Here is a 22244-nt window from a genome sequence, read left to right as displayed (position 1 = left end):
GATGGTGTTTGGGGAAAAAGTAATGGAGCTCATGGAGAGTGCAGAACGGCTGGCAGAGCCTTCGTTTCGGCACATTGAGCGGACGATTGACCGCAATCAATGGAAAGTGATTGCCACTTTCCAAAAACATAAAGTCAGCGATTATCATTTCGCTTCCTCGACGGGTTACGGCTACAACGACCGCGGCCGCGAGGTGTTGGATCTCGTATATGCGGACGCCATGGGCGCGGAAGCGGCGCTCGTGCGCCCGCATTTCGTCTCCGGCACGCATACGATCGGCACGGCGCTGTTCGGCGTTCTGCGGCCTGGCGACCACCTGCTGTATATCACGGGCAAGCCGTATGATACGCTGCATAAAGTGATCGGCAAGCCTGGCGACGGCACAGGCTCGTTGCAGGACTTCGGCATCGGGTATGACGAAGTCCCGCTGCTGGAAGATGGATCGCCGGATTACCCGGCGATCGCACGGGCAATTCAGCCGAACACGAAGGTGATCGGCATTCAGCGCTCCCGCGGCTACTCGTGGCGGCCGTCGTTCACGGTTGCGCAAATCGGCGAGATGGTCCGATTTGTCAAAGAAATCAACCCTGCTCTGGTGGTTTTCGTCGATAATTGTTACGGCGAATTTACAGAGGAGCAGGAGCCAACCTCGGTCGGCGTCGATCTCATGGCCGGCTCGTTGATCAAAAACCCCGGCGGCGGCATCGCGCCCTCCGGCGGGTACATCGCCGGCCGCGCCGACCTCGTCGAGCGCGCGGCGTACCGCTTGACCGCCCCGGGTATCGGGGGCGAGGTCGGCGCCATGCTGGGTGCGACGCGCAGCATGTTCCAAGGGCTGTTCCTGGCCCCGCATCTGGTGGGCCAGGCCGTCAAGGGCTCGGTCTTCGCCGCGGCGGTATTCGAAGAGCTCGGCTTCACGAGCCATCCGCGTTGGGACGCGCCGCGGACGGATTTGATCCAGGCGATCCGCTTCACGTCCGCGGAGCATTTGATCACCTTCGTGCAGGGCATCCAGAGGGCGTCCGCCGTCGATTCGCATGTTGTGCCGGAGCCTTGGGACATGCCTGGCTACGAGCATCCGGTCATCATGGCGGCCGGTACGTTCATTCAGGGCGGCAGCCTGGAATTGTCGGCGGATGCGCCGATTCGGGAGCCTTTTATCGCCTATATGCAAGGCGGCTTGACCTACTCACACTGCAAGTTAGGTGTACTAACTGCCATCCAACACATGGAAGACAAGGGATTACTTTGAAATTAAAAAGTGTGACCAAACCTTACACTCCTTGACACGTTTTTGTTAGATGGATACAATAAGAGTGAGGTACTTACTGACCAGGAGTGATTAGCATGAGCGATGAAATACGTAGGAATATGGCGCTTTTCCCGATCGGGATCGTCATGAAGCTGACAGATTTGACCGCTAGACAAATACGGTATTACGAACAGCATGAGCTGATTATTCCAGCGCGCACAGCCGGCAATCAACGCCTTTATTCGTTTAACGATGTGGAACGTTTGCTTGAGATTAAGGACTTGATCGAGAAAGGCGTCAATATCGCAGGGATCAAGCAAGTGCTGATACCTGTCGATAAGGATTCCGAAGACGCAACGATCATCAACGAGCAGACGGAAGTGAAGCGCAAGGAATTAACCGACTCTCAATTGCACAAAATGCTGAAGCAGCAGTTAATTGGGGGCAGCAAGCGGCCTGATCAGGTATCGTTGATCCAAGGACAGCTTTCGAGATTTTACAAATAAGGAAGTTCAATTTGAGAGGAGCGGGCACGTTTGAGCTACAACAATAATTATAACAAAGAAGACATTCTGCGCATTGCGAAAGAAGAAAACGTACGTTTCATCCGCCTGCAATTCACGGATTTGCTGGGCAGTATTAAAAACGTGGAAATTCCTTTTTCCCAACTTGAGAAAGCGCTTGATAATAAAATGATGTTCGACGGTTCTTCGATCGAGGGCTATGTGCGTATCGAGGAATCTGACATGTATCTGTACCCGGATCTGGATACTTGGGTCATTTTCCCTTGGGTCACGGAGAGCAAAGTGGCTCGTCTGATTTGCGATATCTATATGCCGGACGGCACACCGTTCCCTGGAGATCCACGCGGCATTCTGAAGCAAGCGCTTAAGCAGGCGGAAGAAATGGGCTACACAGCGATGAACGTGGGTCCGGAGCCGGAGTTTTTCTTGTTCAAAACGGATGACAAAGGCAACCCGACGACAGAACTGAACGACCAAGGTGGTTACTTTGATTTGGCGCCGATGGATCTTGGCGAGAACTGCCGCCGCGACATCGTGCTGACGCTCGAGGAAATGGGCTTTGAAATCGAAGCTTCCCACCACGAAGTGGCGCCTGGGCAGCACGAAATTGACTTTAAATATGCGGATGCGATTAAAGCGGCTGATCAGATTCAAACGTTCAAGCTCGTGGTCAAAACCGTTGCGAGACAGCATGGGCTGCACGCTTCCTTTATGCCAAAGCCGCTGTTCGGCATGAACGGTTCCGGCATGCATTGCCACCAGTCCTTGTTCAAAGGCGAAGTCAACGCTTTCTACGACGAAAGCGACAAGCTCGGCTTGAGCGCCGTAGCTAGACAATATATGGCTGGCGTATTGCGCCATGCGCGCTCTTTTGCCGCGATTACGAACCCTACAGTCAACTCCTACAAACGTCTCGTTCCAGGCTATGAAGCGCCTTGCTACGTGGCATGGTCTGCCAGCAACCGCAGCCCAATGATCCGTATTCCAGCTTCTCGCGGACTGAGCACGCGCGTTGAAGTTCGCAACCCGGATCCTGCTGCGAATCCTTATCTGGCACTGGCGGTTATGCTTGCTGCAGGTCTCGACGGCATCAAGAACAAAATGCAGCTTCCACCTCCAACCGACCGCAACATCTATGTGATGAGCGAGGAAGAGCGTGAAAGCGAAGGCATTCCAAGCTTGCCGCTTAACCTTAAGCAGGCTTTGAACGAGCTGATTCGCGATGATGTGATTTGCGATGCGCTTGGTGAGCACGCGCTGGCGCACTTCTATGAACTGAAAGAAATCGAGTATGATATGTATCGGACCCAGGTTCACCAATGGGAAAGAGATCAATATCTGATTCTGTAATCTTAACTGGATAATGAAGCCCGTCAGTGTTCAGTCCGGCTGAAGCTGATGGGCTTTTTCACGAGAAGGAGCGGACTTATCATGGAAAATTTTGAACGTAATTTGGAGAAATATGCAGAGCTCGTTATTAAAATTGGCGTCAATTTGACCAGTGGTCAAGACTTGTTGGTTGAAGCGCCTTATGAATGTTTGGATCTTACCCGTTTGATTGTGCAAAAAGCGTATGAAGCCGGAGCTAATTTCGTTCATGTCCATTTTCAGGACGATGTGATTTCTCGCAGTAAATTCGACCACGGGACGGAGGCTTCGGTCGATTACTACCCGACGTGGTACACGACGATGTTGGAGCGTTTTGTGGAGAACGGCGGGGCGCTTCTGAATATTAAGGTGCCGAATCCGGATTTGTACGAAGGCATTGAGGCAGCGAAAATTTCACGGAACTCCAAAGCTGCGGCAACAGCTCGGGCTAAATACCAGCATTATGTGCGAACAGGTGCCTTCAGCTGGTGTCTCATCAAAGCGCCTACGGAGGCTTGGGCCGCGAAAGTGTACGCCGATCTGCCGGCGGATCAGCGCGTCTCTGCAATGTGGGATGCTGTGTTCAAAATCAATCGTGTCTACGAGGAGGACCCGGTTGCCGCTTGGCGCTTGCATTTGGATGAATTGCGACGCATGCGCAAAGTGCTGAATGACCGCGGCTATAAGGCGCTGCGTTATCGAGCGGCAGGCACGGACCTACGCCTCGAGCTGCCGGAAGGGCATATTTGGCTCGGCGGGGACAAAGGGAACGCGAAAGGCATTCGCTATGTCGCGAACATGCCGACGGAAGAAGTGTTTACAATGCCACGGAGAACAGGTGTTCGCGGTACTGTTGCAAGCACCAAACCGTTGAATATAAACGGCGCGCTTGTGGATCGCTTTTCGTTTACGTTTGAAGAGGGGAAAGTGGTTGATTTTGCTGCCGAGGTGGGCTACGAACATTTAGCGAAGCTGCTGGAAATGGATGAGGGCGCACGGTATTTGGGCGAGGTTGCGCTCGTGCCGTTCGATTCGCCGATTTCGAATCTGAACCGGATTTTCTACAATACGGGCATCGATGAGAACGCATCGTGCCATTTGGCGCTCGGCAGCTGCTACCCGATCAATATCCAGGACGGCGCGAGTTTGTCGAACGATGAGCTGAAAGCGAGAGGCGGCAATACGTCGCTGATTCACGTGGATTTCATGATCGGCACCGCCGATTTGGACATTGACGGGGAGCTGGCGGACGGTTCCGTGGAGCCGATTTTCTGCGCAGGGAATTGGGCGCTTACGTTCTAGCTGAAACGTGGGGGAGCGATGGCGTTTTCAAAGCGGAGGAGCAGCAAAGCCTGCGAATCTGCAGGAATTGTCATCGTTCCTCTCCCGATTTGATGAAATGCCTGCGATTCTGCAGGAATTTTTGGTGAAAACGCGCTTTTTTGGCAGATTCAGCCCCGAAAACTGCTTTATTGCAGGCATTTTGAGGAGAATGCCATTTTCGCGGAAAAATCCTGCTTTATCGCAGACTTTAGTCAGCCGATGCTCTTCGACAGGCTAGCAGAATAGCCAACCATGCCGCTGCGCGATACGCCAAGGATGACGCCAGGGATGAAACTCACGCGTTCGCCCGCTCGGCAGCGAGCTACTGCCAGAGGAGCTGCCGCTAAAAGGGCCAGCACCAAGGGAAAGGATAGAAGTGTCGATTGCAGACGTACCGCCGTCGCAATAAACATACGAACAAGGCCGCAAGCATTGAGCTTGCGGCCTTGTTCGTTGTGCACTTAAATATCGCGGAACAGCCCGATCACACGTCCCAGAATCGTGACATTCTTCAAGCGAATCGGTTGAAGCGCGGAGTTCTCCGGCTGCAGACGAATGTGATCCTTCTCTTTGTAGAAACGTTTCACAGTCGCTTCATCGTCTTCCGTCATCGCGACAACGATGTCACCGTTATTGGCGGTCGGCTGCTGCTTAACGATGACGTAGTCTCCGTTGTGAATGCCGGCTTCGATCATACTGTCTCCGATTACACTGAGCATGAACACATTGTTGTCTCCAACCATGCTGGTAGGGAGAGGGAAGTAGTCTTCAATGTTCTCGGTAGCTGTAATAGGAACACCCGCTGTTACTTTACCGACTAAGGGCACGCGCGCAACGGAAACGGCAAATTGCGATTCGACGCCGTCTAGACCAAGAATCTCAATGGCGCGTGGCTTGGTAGGGTCTCGACGAATCATGCCTTTCTTCTCAAGACGCTCCAAATGCCCGTGCACCGTTGAACTGGAAGCCAGTCCAACCGCTTCGCCGATTTCCCGAACAGACGGCGGATAACCCTTATCTTTCACTTCGTTCTTAATGAATTCTAGAATCGCTTGTTGACGCTGCGAAATCTTGCTCATGTGATTATCACTCCAGTACTGGGAATCATTACATAAAGTATAACACAGAACCCGAGTTCGTACAAACATAAGTTCGAACAAATTGTTGACTCAAACATGTGTTCGTGTTATTCTGATATCAGAACAAATGTTTGGGAGATGATTCTATTATGTATATCGCGTATTCACAAACGTCCACAACCCCTTCACTTCATAGATCTGCTCGTGCATCCAGCCAAGTCGCCAGTCGAAGAAAAATGGTCAGAACGATCGTTCGTTACGTTGTCATTGCTGCTATTATTTGCGCGGTTTTCTCGTTCGGCGCCATTGTCCAAGCCTATGCCGGCGACGGAGGAGCCGCTAATCCGAACGCGAACACAACAACAGTGACGGCAGCCAAAGCCAAGGTTCAGGAGAAGATCGTTATCCAGCGGGGAGATACGCTTTGGAGTATTGCACAGGCGAACGTTTCGAAGGAAAGAGATGTTCGTTCGTATGTCGAGAAACTCAAATCATTGAACCATTTGAAGTCAAGCGCGCTGCAGGAAGGCCAGTCACTGCTGCTTCCTTAAGTTCTATTCTATCGTTCATATCGTAAGCTGAGGCACAGCGCGTAATAAGCGTCGTGCCTCTTTCTGTTGTGTTCTTGACATTCCCATGACTGAATGGCAAAGTAGTAGTCAGATTGTATTTTTGGACTGGAGGTACAGCGATGAGCGACAGCATGGATAAAACCGTTGAGCGGATCAATGAGCTGGCTCGCAAGGCCAAGACAGTTGGCTTGACTGATGCGGAGATTGATGAGCGGAATGAATTAAGAAAGAAATATATAGAAGCCTTTCGCAGCAACTTGAAAGTGCAATTGGACAACATTAAGTTTACGGATGAGCAATAAGCTTCAAAGCGGCCATCACGATGACATTCAAAGGGGAAATGAATGAGATGACACTGAAAGCTGTTTTATTTGATTTGGACGATACGCTTCTATGGGATGACCGCAGTGTGAAGGAAGCTTTCGAAGCGACTTGTGCGGAGGCGGCGAAGCTGGTTGGCGTTGATCCGTCGCAGTTCGAAACTGCTGTTCGCCAAGAGGCTCGCGGCCTGTATGAGTCGTTTGAAACGTTTCCATTTACGAAAATGATCGGAATTAATCCGTTCGAAGGCCTGTGGGCCAACTTTACGGAAGGTGAGAACGAGAACTTCCGCAAATTGGAGAAGCTTGCGCCGGGCTACCGCACGGAGTCGTGGACGAGAGGGCTTAAGGCACTCGGCGTGGAAGATCGCGAGCTTGGGTATAAGTTAGGCGAGTTATTCGCAGCGGAGCGCCGCCGTCGCCCTTACGTCTACGAGGAAACGTTCCGCGTTCTGGATGCGTTGAAGGGCAATTATCAATTGCTACTACTAACGAACGGATCTCCAGATTTGCAAAAAGAAAAGCTGGCTGGCGTGCCGGCGATCGTGTCTTATTTCGATCATATTGTTATTTCAGGCGAGTTCGGAGAAGGCAAACCTGCTGCTTCCATTTTCCACCATGCATTAGGATTGCTCGGGATCGCTCCGGAAGAGGGGATCATGATCGGGGACAAGCTGACGACGGACATCCTTGGATCGGGCAGCATTGGTATGAAAAACATCTGGATCAATCATCATGGTTTGACGAATAGCGATGAGATCAAGCCGGCATTCGAAGTATCGCGCTTGCAGGAAGTGCTGCCGATTATTACAAGTTTATAAGTGGTCATATGCGCGGCTCCTTTTCCATGAGAAAAAGCCCAGCATAGGAGGAAGAATGCGTCTTGCTCCCAGCTGGGCTTTTTTATTTTTGCTGTTACGCTTTGATGAAATCAGGATCTTCAACGTTGAAGGCGACCCAGCCGTCTTTTTCAATGAAGAGGCGAACGGCTACGATTTGGCGGTTATCCATCAAGGTGAAGAAGTGGTTGGTGTTCTCAGGAACCGAGATGACGTCGCCTGGCTCAAGCTCAACGTCAAAGTAGCCCAATTCTTCGGATTTAATGATAAAAATGCCTTTACCGGATACGATGGCACGGATTTCATCTTCAGTGTGCGTGTGAACTTGCTCGAATTTTTTAAGCAGTTCTTCAATGTTAGGCGTTGCATCGGAAAGGGAGATAACATCCCAGATTTCATAACCGCGGCGTGCAGCCAAATCTCTAATTTCGGCGTCATAGGTTGCCAAAATCTCAGCTTTTTCCTCATCGTTGAGCACGAATTTTTCTCGCAGCGCTTCTGGCATTTTGCCTGCATCCCAGTGTTCGTATACGACTTCTTGGCTATCCAAAAAGGCTTTGACGTTCGCTTCGCCTGTGATGCGCTCGTTTGTATTGCGGATTCTAATTTCTGCCACTTGGCATCCCTCTTTCTTTCTACAAAATATAATCATTATTATAAAGCAAAGAAAGTTAACTGTCGATGGAAGATCATAAGAAAATCCGATAAATTCCATTGGAATTAATGATAATTCAAATTCTTTTCATAGAAGCTCGATTCTGTTACACTAAAATGTAACATATTTTGTCGATTTTTAAGCTTGGGTAGGATACATGAAGGGGAGTCAAAACCGTGAAGAAACCACCAATTACCGAACAGTTGAAGAAAAAGATTATGATCCTAGATGGTGCCATGGGGACGATGATTCAGCAGGAGAACTTAACGGCTGATGATTTCGGCGGCGATGACTTGGATGGCTGCAACGAAATTTTGTGCGTTACTCGTCCAGATGTTATACGCAAGATTCATGAAGCTTATTTTGCCGCTGGCGCGGATCTGATAGAAACGAACACATTCGGAACGACGAGCGTTGTTCTTGCCGAATATGATTTGCAGGACCGGCACCGCGAGCTTAACATGGCAGCAGCCAAGCTGGCAATTGAAGCTGCTGAGAAATATTCGACGCCGGAATGGCCGCGTTACGTGGTCGGGGCAATGGGACCTACGACCAAGACGCTGTCTGTAACAGGTGGGGTTACTTTTGCCCAACTCGAAGAGAGCTACTACCAACAAGCGTTGGCGCTTGTTGAGGCCGGTGTCGATGCGCTGCTGCTCGAAACGTCGCAAGATACGCTGAACGTGAAAGCAGGCAGCATTGGCATTCGCCGAGCGTTCGAAACGACCGGCATCGAGCTGCCGATCATGATCTCGGGAACGATTGAACCGATGGGGACGACGCTCGCGGGGCAGAACATCGAATCCTTTTACATCTCGTTGGAGCATTTGAAGCCGATTTCGATGGGTCTCAACTGTGCGACAGGCCCGGAATTTATGCGGGATCACATTCGTACGCTTTCAGACATTGCAGAGACGGCGGTCAGCTGTTACCCGAATGCAGGGCTTCCGGACGAGAACGGTCATTATCATGAGTCGCCGGAATCGCTGGCGAAGAAGATGGCCGGTTTTGCCGAGCAGGGCTGGCTCAATATTGCTGGTGGCTGCTGCGGAACGACGCCTGCACACATTCAAGCGATGGCTGAGACACTGTCGAATTACAAGCCGAGAACCCAATATGGCACGCATCCGCCTGCGATTTCCGGGATTGAGACGGTTTATATCGAGCCGGAGAACAGACCGATCATGGTTGGCGAACGGACGAACATTTCGGGTTCCCGTAAGTTCAAACGGCTGATTAAAGAAGAAAAGTACGAGGAAGGCTCCGAAATTGCCCGTACACAAGTGAAGAACGGCGCGCACATCATTGACATTAACTTGCAGGATACGGATGTGGATGAGGCGAAAGCGACGGAAGCTTTTATGCAGGAAGTCGTGAAAAAGGTCAAAGTGCCGCTCATGCTGGACTCCACTTACGATCATATTATTGAGCTTGGGTTGAAATACTCACAGGGGAAAGCGATTATCAACTCCATTAATCTGGAGGATGGCGAAACGAAGTTCCAGGGCATTCTGCCACTGATTCATAAATACGGCGCGGCGGTCGTATGTATCCTCATCGACGAGCGCGGCCAAGCGGTTTCACGTGAGGCGAAGCTTGAGGTCGCGACGCGCTCATACGAACTTTTGACGGAGAAGTATGGAATGAACCCGGAGGATATTATTTTTGATCCGAACATGTTCCCGGTTGGCTCCGGCGATCCGCAATACATTGGTTCCGCAGTGGAAACGATCGAAGGCATCAAGTTAATCAAAGAGAAGTATCCGAAGGCGAAAACGATCCTGGGTCTCAGCAACATTTCCTTCGGCTTGCCGGATGCAGGACGTGAGGTCTTGAATTCCGTCTATTTATACCACTGTACGAAGGCGGGTCTCGATTACGCGATCGTGAACACGGAGAAGCTGGAGCGCTATGCTTCTATTCCTGAAGCGGAGCGTCAATTAGCGGAAGAGTTGATCTACAACACGAACGACGAGACGCTTGCGAATTTCGTTGCGCATTTCCGGGAGAAGAAGGTCGAGAAGAAAGAAAAAATTTCGAATCTGACCTTGGAAGAGCGCCTTGCTTCCTATGTCGTTGAAGGTACCAAAGAGGGCTTGATTCCAGATCTTGAAATTGCGCTGCAGACGTATGCACCGCTTGAAATTATCAACGGTCCTCTCATGAAAGGCATGGAAGAAGTCGGTCGTTTGTTTAATAACAACGAACTGATTGTCGCCGAGGTGCTGCAGAGCGCCGAAGTCATGAAAGCGTCCGTCACGTACCTCGAGCAGTTTATGGAGAAGTCGGACTCCGCGGTCAAAGGGAAAATTATTCTGGCCACAGTGAAAGGCGACGTCCACGATATTGGGAAAAATCTCGTCGAGATCATTCTGTCCAATAACGGTTATCACATCGTGAACCTTGGCATTAAAGTACCGCCCGAACAAATTATCGAGGCGTATCGCAGGGAGAAAGCGGATGCGATCGGTCTCTCCGGATTGCTTGTTAAATCCGCCCAGCAAATGGTCGTGACGGCGCAAGATTTGCGTACCGCGGGCGTCGATGTGCCGATTCTGGTCGGCGGGGCCGCGCTTACCCGGAAGTTCACCAAAACGCGTATTCAACCGGAGTACGAAGGTGTTGTTCTGTACGCGAAGGACGCGATGGATGGCCTCGATATTGCCAACCAATTGACTGATCCGGAGCAGCGTCAGCGGCTCATTCAGGAGATTCGCGAGAGCATGGAGTCAGATGTGATGGAGTCCGCGAAGAAAGAGGAGAAACTGCCGCAGCTAACGCGCGTCAGCTCATCCTCTGTATCCAAAGACTTGCCGGTGCAAGTGCCGCAGGATACGGAGCGTCATATTTTACGCGACTACCCGATCAGTCATCTGATGCCTTACGTGAATATGCAAATGCTGTTAGGGCATCATCTTGGGCTCAAAGGCAAAGTCGAGCAGTTGCTCAGCGATAAGGATACCAAAGCGCTTCAACTCAAGGATACGGTCGATTCCATTCTGCATGATGCGCAGCATAACGGCATTATTAAAGCGCACGGCATGTACCGGTTCTTCCCTGCGCAATCGAATGGCAATGACGTTATCGTGTACGATCCGAACGATACGACGAAGGTGCTGGAGACGTTCACGTTCCCGCGGCAGGATAAAGAACCGTACCTGTGTCTTGCGGACTACTTGAGATCTGTGGACAGCGGTGAAATGGATTACGTCGGTTTCCTTGTGGTCACAGCGGGACACAATATTAATGAGCTTGCCAAAGCGTGGCGGGATAAAGGGGACTACCTGAAATCTCACGCTCTGCAAGCGACGGCGCTTGAAGTGGCGGAAGGTTTTGCCGAGCGCATGCATCATATGATGCGTGACGTATGGGGCATTGCGGATCGAGTCGATATGACGATGCAGGAGCGGTTCGGCGCGAAATATATTGGCCAACGTTTCTCCTTCGGCTATCCGGCTTGCCCGAGCCTGGACGATCAAGCGAAGCTCTTCAACCTGCTGAAGCCGGAAGACATCGGTATCGAGCTGACCGAATCATTTATGATGGAGCCGGAGGCATCCGTTTCCGCGATCGTTTTCGCACACAAAGAAGCGCGTTATTTCAACGTTGGATAAGGTCGGATAGATTGGGGTAATGGTTTAGTGGAACTTTATTTTTTGGGTACGGGAGCCGGCATGCCGTCGAAGCAGCGCAATGTAACGTCAATTGCCTTGAATTTGCTGGATGAGCGCGGCACGTACTGGCTGTTTGACTGCGGGGAAGGCACACAGCATCAGATTATGCATTCCCCGGTGAAGCTGGGACGGACGGAGATCCTGTTTGTGACACATTTGCATGGCGACCATCTCTATGGTCTGCCTGGCTTGCTCACGAGCCGCTCGTACGTTGGCGGAGACACGCCCTTGAAAATGTTCGGCCCGAAAGGCCTCAAACGCTTCGTAGAAACGGCGCTTGACGTCAGTGGCGCCCATCTGGGGTACACGCTGACGATTGAGGAGCTTGAACAAGAGGGCGTCATTTTCGAAGACGACAAATTTATCGTGGAAACGGCGAGGCTGGAGCATCGTATCGAGTGCTTCGGCTACCGGATCACCGAGAAGGACTTGCCTGGCAAGCTGATGATGGATAAGCTGAAAGAACTCGGTGTTCCGGCAGGGCCGCTCTACGGGAAGCTTAAGCAGGGCGAGCAAGTCGAGCTGCCGGACGGCCGCAAGCTGAACGGCCAAGATTTCGTCGGCGCGCCGCTGCCGGGGCGTGTGGTCGTCATTTTGGGCGACACGCGGTACTGCGAAGGGGCGAAGCGGCTCGCGCGCGGCGCCGATGTGCTTGTGCACGAAGCGACGTTCAGTCAAGCGAAACAGGATTTGGCGTACGCGTTTGACCATGCCACATCGATTGACGCGGCGCGCGTTGCGGAGGAAGCGGGGGCGAAGTCGTTGATTATGACGCATCTCAGCTCCCGTTATCAAGGCGACGACGTGGAGGAATTGCTGCTCGAGGCGAAAGCCATCCATGGCGACAGTTATATCGCCAAAGATTTATGGAGTTTTGAAATTCATCGAAAGATGTCGTAGTTTCTGGATATTTCCTTAAAATGATCCTTTCGCTCTGCTTCTGGCAGTGCGGGGGGATTTTTTTATGCATTATCCTGCAAATCGTCGAAATATTCGCAGGAATTTGCGTACATTTCTCCGAATACATTCATACATTCATAGTAACGGTTGCGACGTCTGGAGAGCCCGGCCCATTCCACGTTAATCGAGGTGAAGGTATGGAAATTACACTTGCTGAAGTGCTGCTTTCTGTCTTTATTTCCTCGGTCTTTTTTATTATGTTGAAAGAGATACGAAAAACATATAAAGATTCGGAATAATCCCAAAATTATGATTTTATACCCTGTTCACGGGAACGGGGGTTCTGCTACAATGATTGTAAACGCTTTAATGAAAGAGGGTGAGCATAACGTATCCGGCGGCGAGACGAGCTGTACTTCCAATTCTCTTGTTTTTGGTTGCAGCGGGATTTGCCCTGATCTTTCATAAGACCGCATTCGCTGCGGAGATTCCAGTTTCACAGGGCAAATCGGCTGTAGCTTCAACTGTGACGGGCGCGACATATGGGGCAAATCAAGCGGTGGATGGCTTTATCGGCACGAAATGGCTTGCTTCTTCTACCCAGCTTCCGCAGTGGTTGACTGTGGATTTGGCGCAGTCGGTACATATTAGCCGGGTGGAGACCGTGTTCGAGCATGTGGGCAGTTCGTATGCCTACAAATTAGAAACCTCGACAGACGGCATCAACTGGCAGATGTTTGCGGACAGATCGGCGAATACGGCAGTGAATTTTCCTTTTTACACGGATACCGGCGATGCTTCGGCAAGATTTATACGGCTTACGGTGGTCGGAGTCGGCTCGCCTGGGGATCGAGCTGGGGTGAACGATTTGCGCGTTTACAGCTCCAACACCCCGCTCACATTGCTGTCTCAAAATAAAACGACGGCCGCCTACAGCAGTTTTTCAAACGCCTGGGGTTCGGATAAAGCTGTCGACGGCCAGCTCACGACGAGCTGGGCGCCGAGCACAACCTCGCTGCCGCAGTGGCTGATCGTTGATATTGGCCAGCTTCGGAATGTGCAGCGCTTCGAGACGACGTATGCGAATCCCAATGATTCGTATGGATATAAAATCGATTTTTCCATCGACGGTTTAACCTGGTACACGTTCGCCGACCGAACGGGCAATCTGCAGCAGGCGGAGCCGCGCTATGTCGATGAAGGCAATGTCACGGCGAGGTATTTCCGGTTGACGACCACTGCCGCTGCATCGGGCTCATACGCCAATGTGGCCGAATTTCAAGTGTACGGTGTGAATGATGGCACATCGCCTGGCACGACGTCTTATCACCATCTGGCCTTAAATGCGTCTTCTTACGCTATGGGAGCAGGGGATACGAGTACCGTTATGCTTTCCGGCGTCTATGCAACCGGCAGCTCGCAATCGATCTCGTCGGGTGCAACGTTTACCATTGACGACACTTCGGTGGCAACGGTCAGTGCTGCAGGGGTCGTGACAGGAGTCTCACTTGGAACCACAACATTGACAGTCTCGTATAACGGTCTTACGACGACCGCCACGATTTCCGTAACATCGACGCTGTCCAATGTTAATCGCATCGCATTTGACAGTTATGCCTATTCGCTGCAAGCAGGCTCCAGCCGCTACCCTTATGTGGTCGCATATAAAAATGACGGTAGCACGCAGACGCTCACAACAGGCTTGTCGTTCGGCAGTTCGAACACGTCGATCGCTGCGATCAGCACGAATGGTACTATTACGGGCAACAGTGTTGGTGTGACCACGATTACGGTTTCCTATGGCAATTTCACAGCTTCGGCTACGGTCACAATAACTTCGCAGGTATCTTGGTTAGAGGCCAGCGAAAGCAGTGTTATGATGAGCACAGGTACGTCACACAGTCTGTATATCCATGCCTACGACAATCAAGATAACATGACGGATGTCACCTACAGCGCGACGCTTACCAGCTCGAACACTTCCGTTGTGAGTATAGGCAGCAGCGGGTATATTACGGCAGTCGCGGCGGGCACGGCGACGCTTACGGCTTCTTACAGCGGGGCTTCCACAACGATCTACGTCACGGTGCAAATGGTGGATATTCAAGCGCCAACGTGGAATTACGGCTCGACGTTAACGGTGACAGCGGATACGGCGGATGCCGTCGCGCTAAGTTGGACGGCCGCATCGGATAACGTCGGTGTAACCTCCTATCGCATTTACCGAGATACTGAGCTGCTGACGACGGTTAGCGGCAGTGAGCTTTCCACGCAGCTATCCGAGCTGACTGCAGGCAGCACGATGCATTTTCACGTTGAGGCGGGAGACTTGGCGGACAATTGGTCCCAGAACGGGCCGACTTCAGAGTATACGGTTGCGGGCAATATGCTGCTGCAAACGGGCAGTCCTACACTAAATCTGACAGCTCAGGTGGAGCGGGTCAGCGGCCCGGATGGACATATGAGTTCAAGTGTCATGCTAAGTGAAGCGGAGCTTTCCGGGGCGTTGAGCGCGCTCAATAGCGGGCGAACGACGACGCTGTCCGTGCAGATGCAGGACTATCAGGATACCTCGGTGGTGACGCTGCCCTCGTCATGGCTGTACAGCTTACAGGAGACAGGAGGCAGGGCCAATCTTCAAGTCAATTTGAATGATGTTGCATTCACGATTCCGCTGCAAGTGTTTAAAAACCATATAAGCCAAGCCACAGACAGTGACGGGCTGTTTCAGGTATATATCCGGCATGAAGCCGGGGAGATTGGGGCCGCCATCGCCAGCTATGTCTCGGAGACGGGAGGGACGCTGCTTTTGTCCAATCCAGTTGAGTTTCAGCTCCGTGCGGGAGGCAGCGACATTGCAAACTACGGCTCCTATGTTGAGCGAAGCATCGTACTGCCAGGCTCCTCCTATTCCGGCAATACGACGGCCGCTCGCGCGGAAGGGGATACCGGCAAGCTGACTTTTGTGCCATCGGTGCTGACGAACGAGAATGGTCAGACGATGATCGTCATTAAAGACCAATTCGGCGGGCTATATACCATTATTCAAGCGGATAAAGTCTTCCAAGACATGCAGACGCATTGGGCCAAAACCGACGTCGAAAAGCTTGCCGCGAAAGACATTGTATCGGGTGTGGATGAGCAGCATTTTGCGCCGGAAAAAGAAGTGTCCCGCGCCGAATTTGCCGCGCTGCTAGCCCGCGCAATGGGACTGCGAGCAACTGTCGGTGAGGCTGTGGCTGCTTTTTCCGATATCCATACTGGGGATTGGTTTGCAGGTCCGGTTGCGCTCGCTTCGACGGCAGGTTTGATTGACGGCTATGATGACGGCACCTTCCGGCCGCTGGACCAAGTGACGCGCGAGCAGATGGCCGTTATGATTCATCGGTCTATGCAGATAGCCAGGCATGCGGCGGAGCCAAGTAATCAGGAGGCGGTGCTTGCGCCTTTTTCCGATCAAAGCGCGATCGATAGCTGGGCGCGTGAAGCAATTGCGGGCACGCTGGAGCGGGGGCTGATGCAGGGGGTCACGGAAACGAGTCTGAACCCGCATGCCAACGCTACACGCGCGCAAGCTGCCGTCACCTTGAGCCGGCTTCTGGTTTATTTGAATTTTATGAACTGAATCGTTGAAAGGACCGCAATTCGCCTATTGAAGGCGGTTGCGGTTTTTTTGTTGATTACAAATTCTTCACAACACGAAAATAAGAGCTTAATAATCCTCTGCTAATCTGAATGTGTAAGACATTACTCGAGAGGCGTGAGGAAGATGAGCGGAGTACTTCTGAATACGGCGCCGCAGCCGGCTAGGCTGACGGTTCGACTGGCTAATTGCGACCGCGATATTGAGCAGGCGATGCGACTTCGTTATCAAGTTTTTGTGGAAGAGGAAAAAAATCTTCGTCTTCGCAATGAAGGGCAGCTTGAGGCTGATGTGTATGACGCCTTTTGCGATCATTTAATTGTTCAAGATCTGGACACGGAGCAAATCGTCGGCACGTATCGGCTGCTGCCGGGAGATCGCGCGCTCGACGGTATCGGTTTCTATTCGGAAACCGAGTTTGATCTTACATCTTTTGAAACCAATAAAAGACATACCCTGGAGCTCGGCCGCAGCTGCATTGCGCCTGAATACCGCGGCGGCAGGGCAATACAACTGCTATGGGAAGGTATCGCCGGCTATATTGCAGAACGCGACATCACGTATTTGGTTGGATGCGCCAGCGTACATTTTCAAGAGCTTACTGAATTGAACTTAATTTATTCCTTGCTATGTCACAAACAAGTGCTGACCGACCGTTTCGGCATTAAGCCGCTTACGACGCATCGCATTGCGGGACTCGAACGGGTTGACATCGGATCCAGCGAAAAAGAACTGTTCCGCAGTTTGCCGCCTTTGATGAAAGGCTACCAATGGCTGGGCGCGGAGATTGGCGGAGATCCAGCCTATGACGAGTTGTTCGGCACCGTTGATTTCTTCATCATCCTGCAAAAGGATAAAGTGACGCGGAGATACAAACGTCATTTCTTAGCACCCTGATCTTCAGAGGAGGGGACCGGCTTGTATGAATGGATTGCAAAGCTGACGGCAGGAGAGGGTAGAGGCTGGTTATGGCAAAAGGCGCTCGTGCGGCTGCCGGTCCGCGTAATTTTCGGGCTTTGTTCGATGTTGGCGTTCGTCGCCTTTCTGGCAGCTCGGAAGGGCATAATGTCTCGAATTAGCTCTAATATGACGGATCTATTGGGGCCGATGTCCACTGCGCAGCTTCAATCGCTAACCAGACAGTATGTGCGTAACGCTTTGTTTACGCTGTATGAGATTATTTTTCTGTCGACACGTCTTCCTCAGCTTGCGGCTAAGCTGTTTCAAGTGGATGGCGAGGCGCACCTGGAGGAAGCGCTCAAGCTGGCGAACGGAAAAGGCATTATCGTATATACGCCGCATGTGGGCAACTTTTTCTACTATTACTGGTATTTGACGCGAAAATATGATTGCCTGACAGTCGCTTCCGCGGGAAGTCCGGAGCTTAGGCCGATGTACTTGCAGTTTCAAGCGATGGGCTGCCAAGGGCTGGATTACGATAGCATGCCGCCGTTGGAACTGTACCGTACATTGAAAAAACATGTCAACCGCGGCGGTGTGGTGTTTTTATTGGGGGATTTCTGGCGGCCTTCGTTTCCGGTTTCCCGGTTTTTTGGCCGGCCGACTCGAACGCCGGAAGGCGCTGCGATGCTTGCGTTGGAGCATCAGGTGCCCATTGTGCCGATGCACGGTTACCGAGGGTGGGATGGGAAACATCGCCTGGTCTTCCATGCGCCGCTGGTCTACAGTCACAGCAATGCGCTTAATGGCCGGCAAGCAAGAGCCGAAGTGAATGTGGAGCTGAATCGTTTTATGGAAAACGTGATTCGAGAGCATCCTGCAAGCTGGTTCTATTGGTTCAATGCCCACGAACGGTGGGAGCGGGAAGCAGATGCCCGAGATGTAGGCGACTCCAAGCTTGTGGAAAGAGCGGTAGGTTAATTCCGAATACAGAAGAGGATGGGTGATGGACCTATGGATACGGCAAGTCATCTGTTATTTGGCGTCACGTTGGCCGGTTTAGCTTGCTTGGAACCTGCCGTCGTGCAGGATCCGTCTCTTGGGCACGCGATTCTTGCCGGCACGTTGATCGGGTCGCATGCGCCGGACTTGGATGCCGTTGCCCGGCTGCGCGGGTATGCGAATTATGTTAAAGTTCATCGCGGTATTACCCACTCGCTGCCTGCGTTATTGATTTGGCCGCTTGTGATTAGCTTGCCGTTAGCGGGAATTTTTGGCGTATGGGAGCATCTGCTGAGCCTGTATGTCTGGATTTTGGCCGCGGTGGTGTTTCATGTCGGGTTGGATCTATTTAATGTGTATGGTGTTCAGTGTTTGCGACCGTTTACGCGCAGGTGGCTGCATCTGGATACACTGTGCTTGTATGAGCCGTTTCTGTTCGGCTTGCATGCGTTTGGCGCTGTGATTTGGTTTGCCCTCTGGCATGGCGCTGAGGGAGCGTATGTTGGCGAGATGTTTGCGTTGATTTATGCCGCAAGCTTCTTCTACATTTGGGTTCGCTTCAGACAGCGGAGCAGGTACATCGCAGGGGTGAGAAGAGAGCTTGGACTGGCGGACGCCGTCTGTCATCTCATACCGACACTTAGCTGGTTTAAATGGCAGTTTGTGGTGGAAAGCGAGAGCGATTTTTATCTAGGAGAAATTAGAAATGGCCGCATTCGGATCGAAGAGCAATACGGCAAGCAGCCGTATAACAATGGTGGTTCTCATCCGGTCGTGCAGGCGACGATGTCGGCTAAAGGTGTGCGTGCGTTTCTCCATTTTGCTCAACGGGTGCATGTAACCTGGAAGCCGAAAAGCGACGGCTATGTCGTCGAATGGCGCGATGTTCGGTTCTGGCATAAGCGGAAGCTGCCGTTTGGCGTGGATGTGCAGCTCGATGAGAATCTAAATGTTGTCAGCGATAGCTTGGGGTGGAACAAGAAAGCTTGGGACCCACCGTATGTATAACGAAGAAGCCTTACTCCGATGGGAGTAGGGCTTTTTATTTGCAGGAGGCTATCCCCTTTTACAGAGGAGATTCGGCCGTTCCTGGCGAATTTATGGTACAATAGTCCTAGATACAAAATGGATAATATAGGAGTTCTGTTCCGATGGAAGGTGGCACCATATGAAAGTAAGAAAATCGCGCGACGAAGGCTTTACGCTCATCGAAGTATTAGCGGCGACGGTCATTTTATCGATTGCTTCGCTGGGGATGATGGCGTTTTTCCTGCATGCGATGTCGTATAACAAGGGCAATCAAAATAAAACGGTGATGATCAATCTGGCGAGAAATGCGCTTTTTTATATGGAGAAGCAGTCGTTTTCGGATTTGGAGATTTATTTTAGGGGGGAGGGTCATGACCGAATAGACCTGTTATCCTCAGGATGTGAAATGACCGCAGGAAATCTTATGTGCGGACAGGATCCGTCGGTTCAACCGATTTTAAGTAAGCTGGAAGGATTGTGGGATGTATTTTATCCAGAGGTCAACGGCAAGAGGTATCAAGTAGTCGTTACCTATCAGAAGGATTTGGCTAACGACGGCGCAGGAAAGTTCAAATACCTTTTGCCGATTTCCGTTGCGGTAAGGGACATTTCGGATACAACGAAGAGCAGACGGTATCAAGCAAATGTAGAGGGGTATATCGTCCATGAATCCATTCGTTAAGCTGTGGAAGGAAGAAAAGGGGCTATCGTTGGTAGAGTTAATTGCCGTGCTCACGGTTCTGTCGATGGTTATGGGGACGATCTACGCCGTGATTTCCTACGGGTTTACGGCGTATAACAAGATTACGGTCGAAAATTCGCTTAGAGATGAGGCGGACACTGTGATGTCGGCGATCATGACAGAGATGTACACGGTCGGGCCAACGACGATTACATTGATTCCTAACGTGAACGGCATTAAACTAATACGAAATGACTTAATCGATGTGAGAGACACTTCGAATAGTGAAATCTACATTGAAAGCTCGGCAGAAGGTAAAACCCAAGTCATCATGGTTAATTCGACCTTAGCTCATCCTGATCCAGAGAAACAGGTTGTGGAGATCAAATCGGATTTGAACGGATCGCGGATTCAACTTGAATGTAACGGCATTGTAAATTGCAACAGCGGCTTAATCGTTGTTGATCTGCATTTGCAGCAGTCGGACAATAAAGGTGTTCTTCATGCATTGAACTTGAAAAGCAGATTCGGATTTTAGAGAGGAGACGCTGCCGAATGCGGGTGTGGTGGAAAGAGGAGCGGGGCGCGGCCTTACTGCTAGTATTATTCATTATCGTTGTATTTACGATGATTGGCATGGCGGTTGTGAGTGCTTCTCTCGGAGGGGCTATCCGAACGGAAACGAAGCAGAAGGATGTTCAGAGCGTGCATCTGGCAGAGAAAGCGTTGAATGAGGCGGTAGCGAGAGTGCAGGGGCTGCTGGACGGGATGCCAACGATTAATATGGATCAACTGTCCGATGAGTTGAAAGTGTTGATGGGACAAATTAACGGCTCCGATGAAGTCGGCTCGGAATATGATGCGCAATACGGTAAGGATCAATACGGTAAGGATCAATCCGAGGTGCGCACGACGGCAGTTCTTGACACGGATCATCCACCGCCAAAGATTACCATTACGGCCCATGCAACTATCCAAGGTGTAGAACGGGATTTGCAGCAGGTTATTGAAATCAATTATTATCCGGATGTGCTGAAATATGCGGCGGGGTCCGAAGATGGGAATCTCATTATCAATGGAGCTCCTTATTTTACCGGAGGCAATGGCGGGAATTTATACGCGGGTAAGCAGTTGTTGATTAAAAATGAGGCGGAATATTTCTATAATAATAGCCTCGATGATGATGATCCCAAAAAAAGTTACACCAAGTATTTTCCACTTTTAAAGGGCATTGCCTATGTGCAATCGCTAAAAAACATTCAGTACTGTGATGCTCAGCCTACCTGCAACAGCTATAGCCAGCATGTTCAGGGTGTAGACGATGATGATGATGCGAAGAACGTAAAGGAAATTCTGGGTGACACCAGCGAGGCGCAAATCAAGAGCAGCAAGGATTTCATCGGTGTTAAGATGGATGAGTCTTTCGTTGATAAATTAACGGAAGCCGTCCATGGCGGGTCGGATGAATGGCGAACGATTGATGAAATTCTCAAGGATAAGGATAAGTCTAAGGCTAAGTCGCAGCTTGTCGAATATCTCGTGGCTTCCGGGATGATGGTTCAGACAAGTCCTGTTAAGCCGTCGCCAGAAGATTTGGATGCGATGACGGACTATGAAACCAATATGCAGGCATTTAAGCAATATGTGAACGGTTTAAACCAATTAGGGAAAGCGGAGACGGGCTCGATTTTGTTTCGCGGCGATTTTACGCTTTCGAGTACGGATTTTACAAAACTCACGTTTAGCGGAGCTGGCAAAGATGTTCACGACGAAATACTTGATCCGGATAAGCGGGGATATTTTGCAACGAACTGGTTTATTGTTGACGGTGATCTGAATATTGTCAACACGTCCGATACGCCAATTGAAGTACGGGCGAACTTGCTTGTCACCGGCAACGTGAATATTCGAGGGTTTGTCAAGATGGATGCTACTATATTCACGATGGGCGAGACGACGATTGAGGATGCTTCGATTCAGGGGCTTAGGCGAGACAAAGACGGAGATGGCATCGAGGATAGCGATGAAGACCCGCGAGAGCTTGTGCTCATGAGTAAAGGGAAAATCCTGATCACGCGCATTAACACGAATCCTGATGGGACCTTTAAGCCCGTTCAAGCTGGATTTCAGGAATCATCGAATAGCAGCGGCGATATTCAAGTGCTGGATGCGTTTTTCTATACCGATGACGTCGCTGACTTATATGGGGTAGGTTCAATCTTTTGGATTCGCGGCGGATTCTTCTCTAAGAAGAATATGACGATTAATGCCATAAGAGGAACCGCGGAGGTACGGGACGAAATGATTGATGGAGAGTGGGAGTCTGACGGAAGCAGATCCAGATTTATTATTTCTTACAATAGCGAGATTATCAACCATCAAGCGTCAGCGCTGCCACGGATCACCAAAGCGCAGTTAACTCGCGGCAAACGCATTATGGTGAAGTAAACACATAACACAAAAAGGATCAGAGCCTCGCTCT

General features: G+C 51.0%; 18 protein-coding genes. 16 read left to right on the top strand and 2 right to left on the bottom strand.

Annotation, left to right across the window (positions count from 1 at the left end; all coding sequences use genetic code 11):
* Position 1 precedes the first annotated feature (1 nt).
* The 4 genes from ABE504_RS06095 to ABE504_RS06080 all read left to right on the top strand — a co-directional run bounded on the left by ABE504_RS06095 (position 2) and on the right by ABE504_RS06080 (position 4446).
* Positions 2 to 1252 (top strand): aminotransferase class I/II-fold pyridoxal phosphate-dependent enzyme, encoded by a 1251-nt coding sequence (locus ABE504_RS06095; RefSeq protein WP_430085895.1) that lies wholly within the window; start codon positions 2 to 4, stop codon positions 1250 to 1252.
* A gap of 95 nt (positions 1253 to 1347) precedes the next feature.
* Complete coding sequence (locus tag ABE504_RS06090; protein WP_430085893.1) at positions 1348 to 1758, top strand: MerR family transcriptional regulator; 411 nt, start codon at positions 1348 to 1350, stop codon at positions 1756 to 1758.
* Positions 1759 to 1788: 30 nt separating this feature from the next.
* Positions 1789 to 3126: a type I glutamate--ammonia ligase gene (gene glnA / locus ABE504_RS06085; RefSeq protein WP_430085890.1), complete on the top strand. Its 1338-nt coding sequence runs from the start codon at positions 1789 to 1791 to the stop codon at positions 3124 to 3126.
* 81 nt (positions 3127 to 3207) lie between these two features.
* Positions 3208 to 4446, top strand: a complete 1239-nt coding sequence (locus ABE504_RS06080; protein WP_430085887.1) for an aminopeptidase — start codon at positions 3208 to 3210, stop codon at positions 4444 to 4446.
* A 482-nt stretch (positions 4447 to 4928) separates the two neighbouring features.
* On the opposite strand, the gene lexA is transcribed toward ABE504_RS06080, so the two are convergent.
* Complete coding sequence (lexA, locus tag ABE504_RS06075) at positions 4929 to 5546, bottom strand: transcriptional repressor LexA (RefSeq protein WP_430085885.1); 618 nt, start codon at positions 5544 to 5546, stop codon at positions 4929 to 4931.
* 149 nt (positions 5547 to 5695) lie between these two features.
* Here lexA and ABE504_RS06070 point away from each other — a divergent pair, with 149 nt between their 5' ends.
* The 3 genes from ABE504_RS06070 (at position 5696) to ABE504_RS06060 (ending at position 7259) form a co-directional block, all read left to right on the top strand.
* Positions 5696 to 6097: a LysM peptidoglycan-binding domain-containing protein gene (locus ABE504_RS06070; RefSeq protein ID WP_430085882.1), complete on the top strand. Its 402-nt coding sequence runs from the start codon at positions 5696 to 5698 to the stop codon at positions 6095 to 6097.
* 140 nt (positions 6098 to 6237) lie between these two features.
* Positions 6238 to 6420, top strand: a complete 183-nt coding sequence (locus ABE504_RS06065) for a DUF896 domain-containing protein (protein WP_126145052.1) — start codon at positions 6238 to 6240, stop codon at positions 6418 to 6420.
* Positions 6421 to 6467: 47 nt separating this feature from the next.
* Positions 6468 to 7259, top strand: a complete 792-nt coding sequence (locus ABE504_RS06060) for an HAD family hydrolase (protein ID WP_430085879.1) — start codon at positions 6468 to 6470, stop codon at positions 7257 to 7259.
* A 94-nt stretch (positions 7260 to 7353) separates the two neighbouring features.
* On the opposite strand, the gene ABE504_RS06055 is transcribed toward ABE504_RS06060, so the two are convergent.
* Positions 7354 to 7893 carry a 1,2-dihydroxy-3-keto-5-methylthiopentene dioxygenase gene (locus ABE504_RS06055; protein WP_430085876.1) on the bottom strand — a complete coding sequence of 180 codons (540 nt, stop codon included), beginning with the start codon at positions 7891 to 7893 and terminating at the stop codon, positions 7354 to 7356.
* A 257-nt stretch (positions 7894 to 8150) separates the two neighbouring features.
* On the opposite strand from ABE504_RS06055, the gene metH reads away from it, so the two are divergent.
* The 9 genes from metH to ABE504_RS06010 all read left to right on the top strand — a co-directional run bounded on the left by metH (position 8151) and on the right by ABE504_RS06010 (position 22210).
* Positions 8151 to 11546 (top strand): methionine synthase, encoded by a 3396-nt coding sequence (gene metH, locus ABE504_RS06050; protein ID WP_430087400.1) that lies wholly within the window; start codon positions 8151 to 8153, stop codon positions 11544 to 11546.
* Positions 11547 to 11573: 27 nt separating this feature from the next.
* Positions 11574 to 12506, top strand: coding sequence for a ribonuclease Z (gene rnz / locus ABE504_RS06045; protein WP_430085872.1), 933 nt, complete (start codon positions 11574 to 11576; stop codon positions 12504 to 12506).
* Positions 12507 to 12885: 379 nt separating this feature from the next.
* Positions 12886 to 16131 (top strand): S-layer homology domain-containing protein, encoded by a 3246-nt coding sequence (locus ABE504_RS06040; RefSeq protein ID WP_430085870.1) that lies wholly within the window; start codon positions 12886 to 12888, stop codon positions 16129 to 16131.
* 144 nt (positions 16132 to 16275) lie between these two features.
* Positions 16276 to 17046 carry a GNAT family N-acetyltransferase gene (locus ABE504_RS06035; RefSeq protein ID WP_430085867.1) on the top strand — a complete coding sequence of 257 codons (771 nt, stop codon included), beginning with the start codon at positions 16276 to 16278 and terminating at the stop codon, positions 17044 to 17046.
* A gap of 21 nt (positions 17047 to 17067) precedes the next feature.
* Positions 17068 to 18030, top strand: a complete 963-nt coding sequence (locus ABE504_RS06030; RefSeq protein ID WP_430085865.1) for a lysophospholipid acyltransferase family protein — start codon at positions 17068 to 17070, stop codon at positions 18028 to 18030.
* Positions 18031 to 18063: 33 nt separating this feature from the next.
* Positions 18064 to 19059 carry a metal-dependent hydrolase gene (locus tag ABE504_RS06025; protein WP_430085862.1) on the top strand — a complete coding sequence of 332 codons (996 nt, stop codon included), beginning with the start codon at positions 18064 to 18066 and terminating at the stop codon, positions 19057 to 19059.
* A gap of 160 nt (positions 19060 to 19219) precedes the next feature.
* Entirely contained in the window at positions 19220 to 19762 is a 543-nt protein-coding gene (locus tag ABE504_RS06020) for a type IV pilus modification PilV family protein (protein WP_430085860.1), read from the top strand.
* Entirely contained in the window at positions 19746 to 20300 is a 555-nt protein-coding gene (locus ABE504_RS06015) for a prepilin-type N-terminal cleavage/methylation domain-containing protein (protein WP_430085857.1), read from the top strand. The genes ABE504_RS06020 and ABE504_RS06015 overlap by 17 nt, the downstream gene beginning before the upstream one ends.
* Before the next feature lie 17 nt (positions 20301 to 20317).
* Positions 20318 to 22210: a hypothetical protein gene (locus ABE504_RS06010; protein WP_430085855.1), complete on the top strand. Its 1893-nt coding sequence runs from the start codon at positions 20318 to 20320 to the stop codon at positions 22208 to 22210.
* The last annotated feature ends 34 nt before the right edge of the window (positions 22211 to 22244 follow it).

It is taken from the genome of Paenibacillus oryzisoli (assembly GCF_050467285.1).
GTDB classification, from domain to species: Bacteria; Bacillota; Bacilli; order Paenibacillales; family NBRC-103111; genus Paenibacillus_E; species Paenibacillus_E oryzisoli_A.
This window is presented reverse-complemented; position numbering and strand designations above follow the sequence as displayed.

What these genes read in the sequence shown, in the direction of transcription:
- ABE504_RS06080 (WP_430085887.1), top strand. Translation starts at nt 3,208, where the DNA reads ATGGAAAATTTTGAACGTAATTTGGAGAAATATGCAGAGCTCGTTATT.
- ABE504_RS06020 (WP_430085860.1), top strand. Translation starts at nt 19,220, where the DNA reads ATGAAAGTAAGAAAATCGCGCGACGAAGGCTTTACGCTCATCGAAGTA.
- ABE504_RS06070 (WP_430085882.1), top strand. Translation starts at nt 5,696, where the DNA reads ATGTATATCGCGTATTCACAAACGTCCACAACCCCTTCACTTCATAGA.
- ABE504_RS06025 (WP_430085862.1), top strand. Translation starts at nt 18,064, where the DNA reads ATGGATACGGCAAGTCATCTGTTATTTGGCGTCACGTTGGCCGGTTTA.
- ABE504_RS06035 (WP_430085867.1), top strand. Translation starts at nt 16,276, where the DNA reads ATGAGCGGAGTACTTCTGAATACGGCGCCGCAGCCGGCTAGGCTGACG.
- ABE504_RS06095 (WP_430085895.1), top strand. Translation starts at nt 2, where the DNA reads ATGGTGTTTGGGGAAAAAGTAATGGAGCTCATGGAGAGTGCAGAACGG.
- ABE504_RS06010 (WP_430085855.1), top strand. Translation starts at nt 20,318, where the DNA reads ATGCGGGTGTGGTGGAAAGAGGAGCGGGGCGCGGCCTTACTGCTAGTA.
- ABE504_RS06060 (WP_430085879.1), top strand. Translation starts at nt 6,468, where the DNA reads ATGACACTGAAAGCTGTTTTATTTGATTTGGACGATACGCTTCTATGG.
- ABE504_RS06015 (WP_430085857.1), top strand. Translation starts at nt 19,746, where the DNA reads ATGAATCCATTCGTTAAGCTGTGGAAGGAAGAAAAGGGGCTATCGTTG.
- metH (WP_430087400.1), top strand. Translation starts at nt 8,151, where the DNA reads ATGATCCTAGATGGTGCCATGGGGACGATGATTCAGCAGGAGAACTTA.
- ABE504_RS06065 (WP_126145052.1), top strand. Translation starts at nt 6,238, where the DNA reads ATGAGCGACAGCATGGATAAAACCGTTGAGCGGATCAATGAGCTGGCT.
- ABE504_RS06090 (WP_430085893.1), top strand. Translation starts at nt 1,348, where the DNA reads ATGAGCGATGAAATACGTAGGAATATGGCGCTTTTCCCGATCGGGATC.
- lexA (WP_430085885.1), bottom strand. Translation starts at nt 5,546, where the DNA reads ATGAGCAAGATTTCGCAGCGTCAACAAGCGATTCTAGAATTCATTAAG.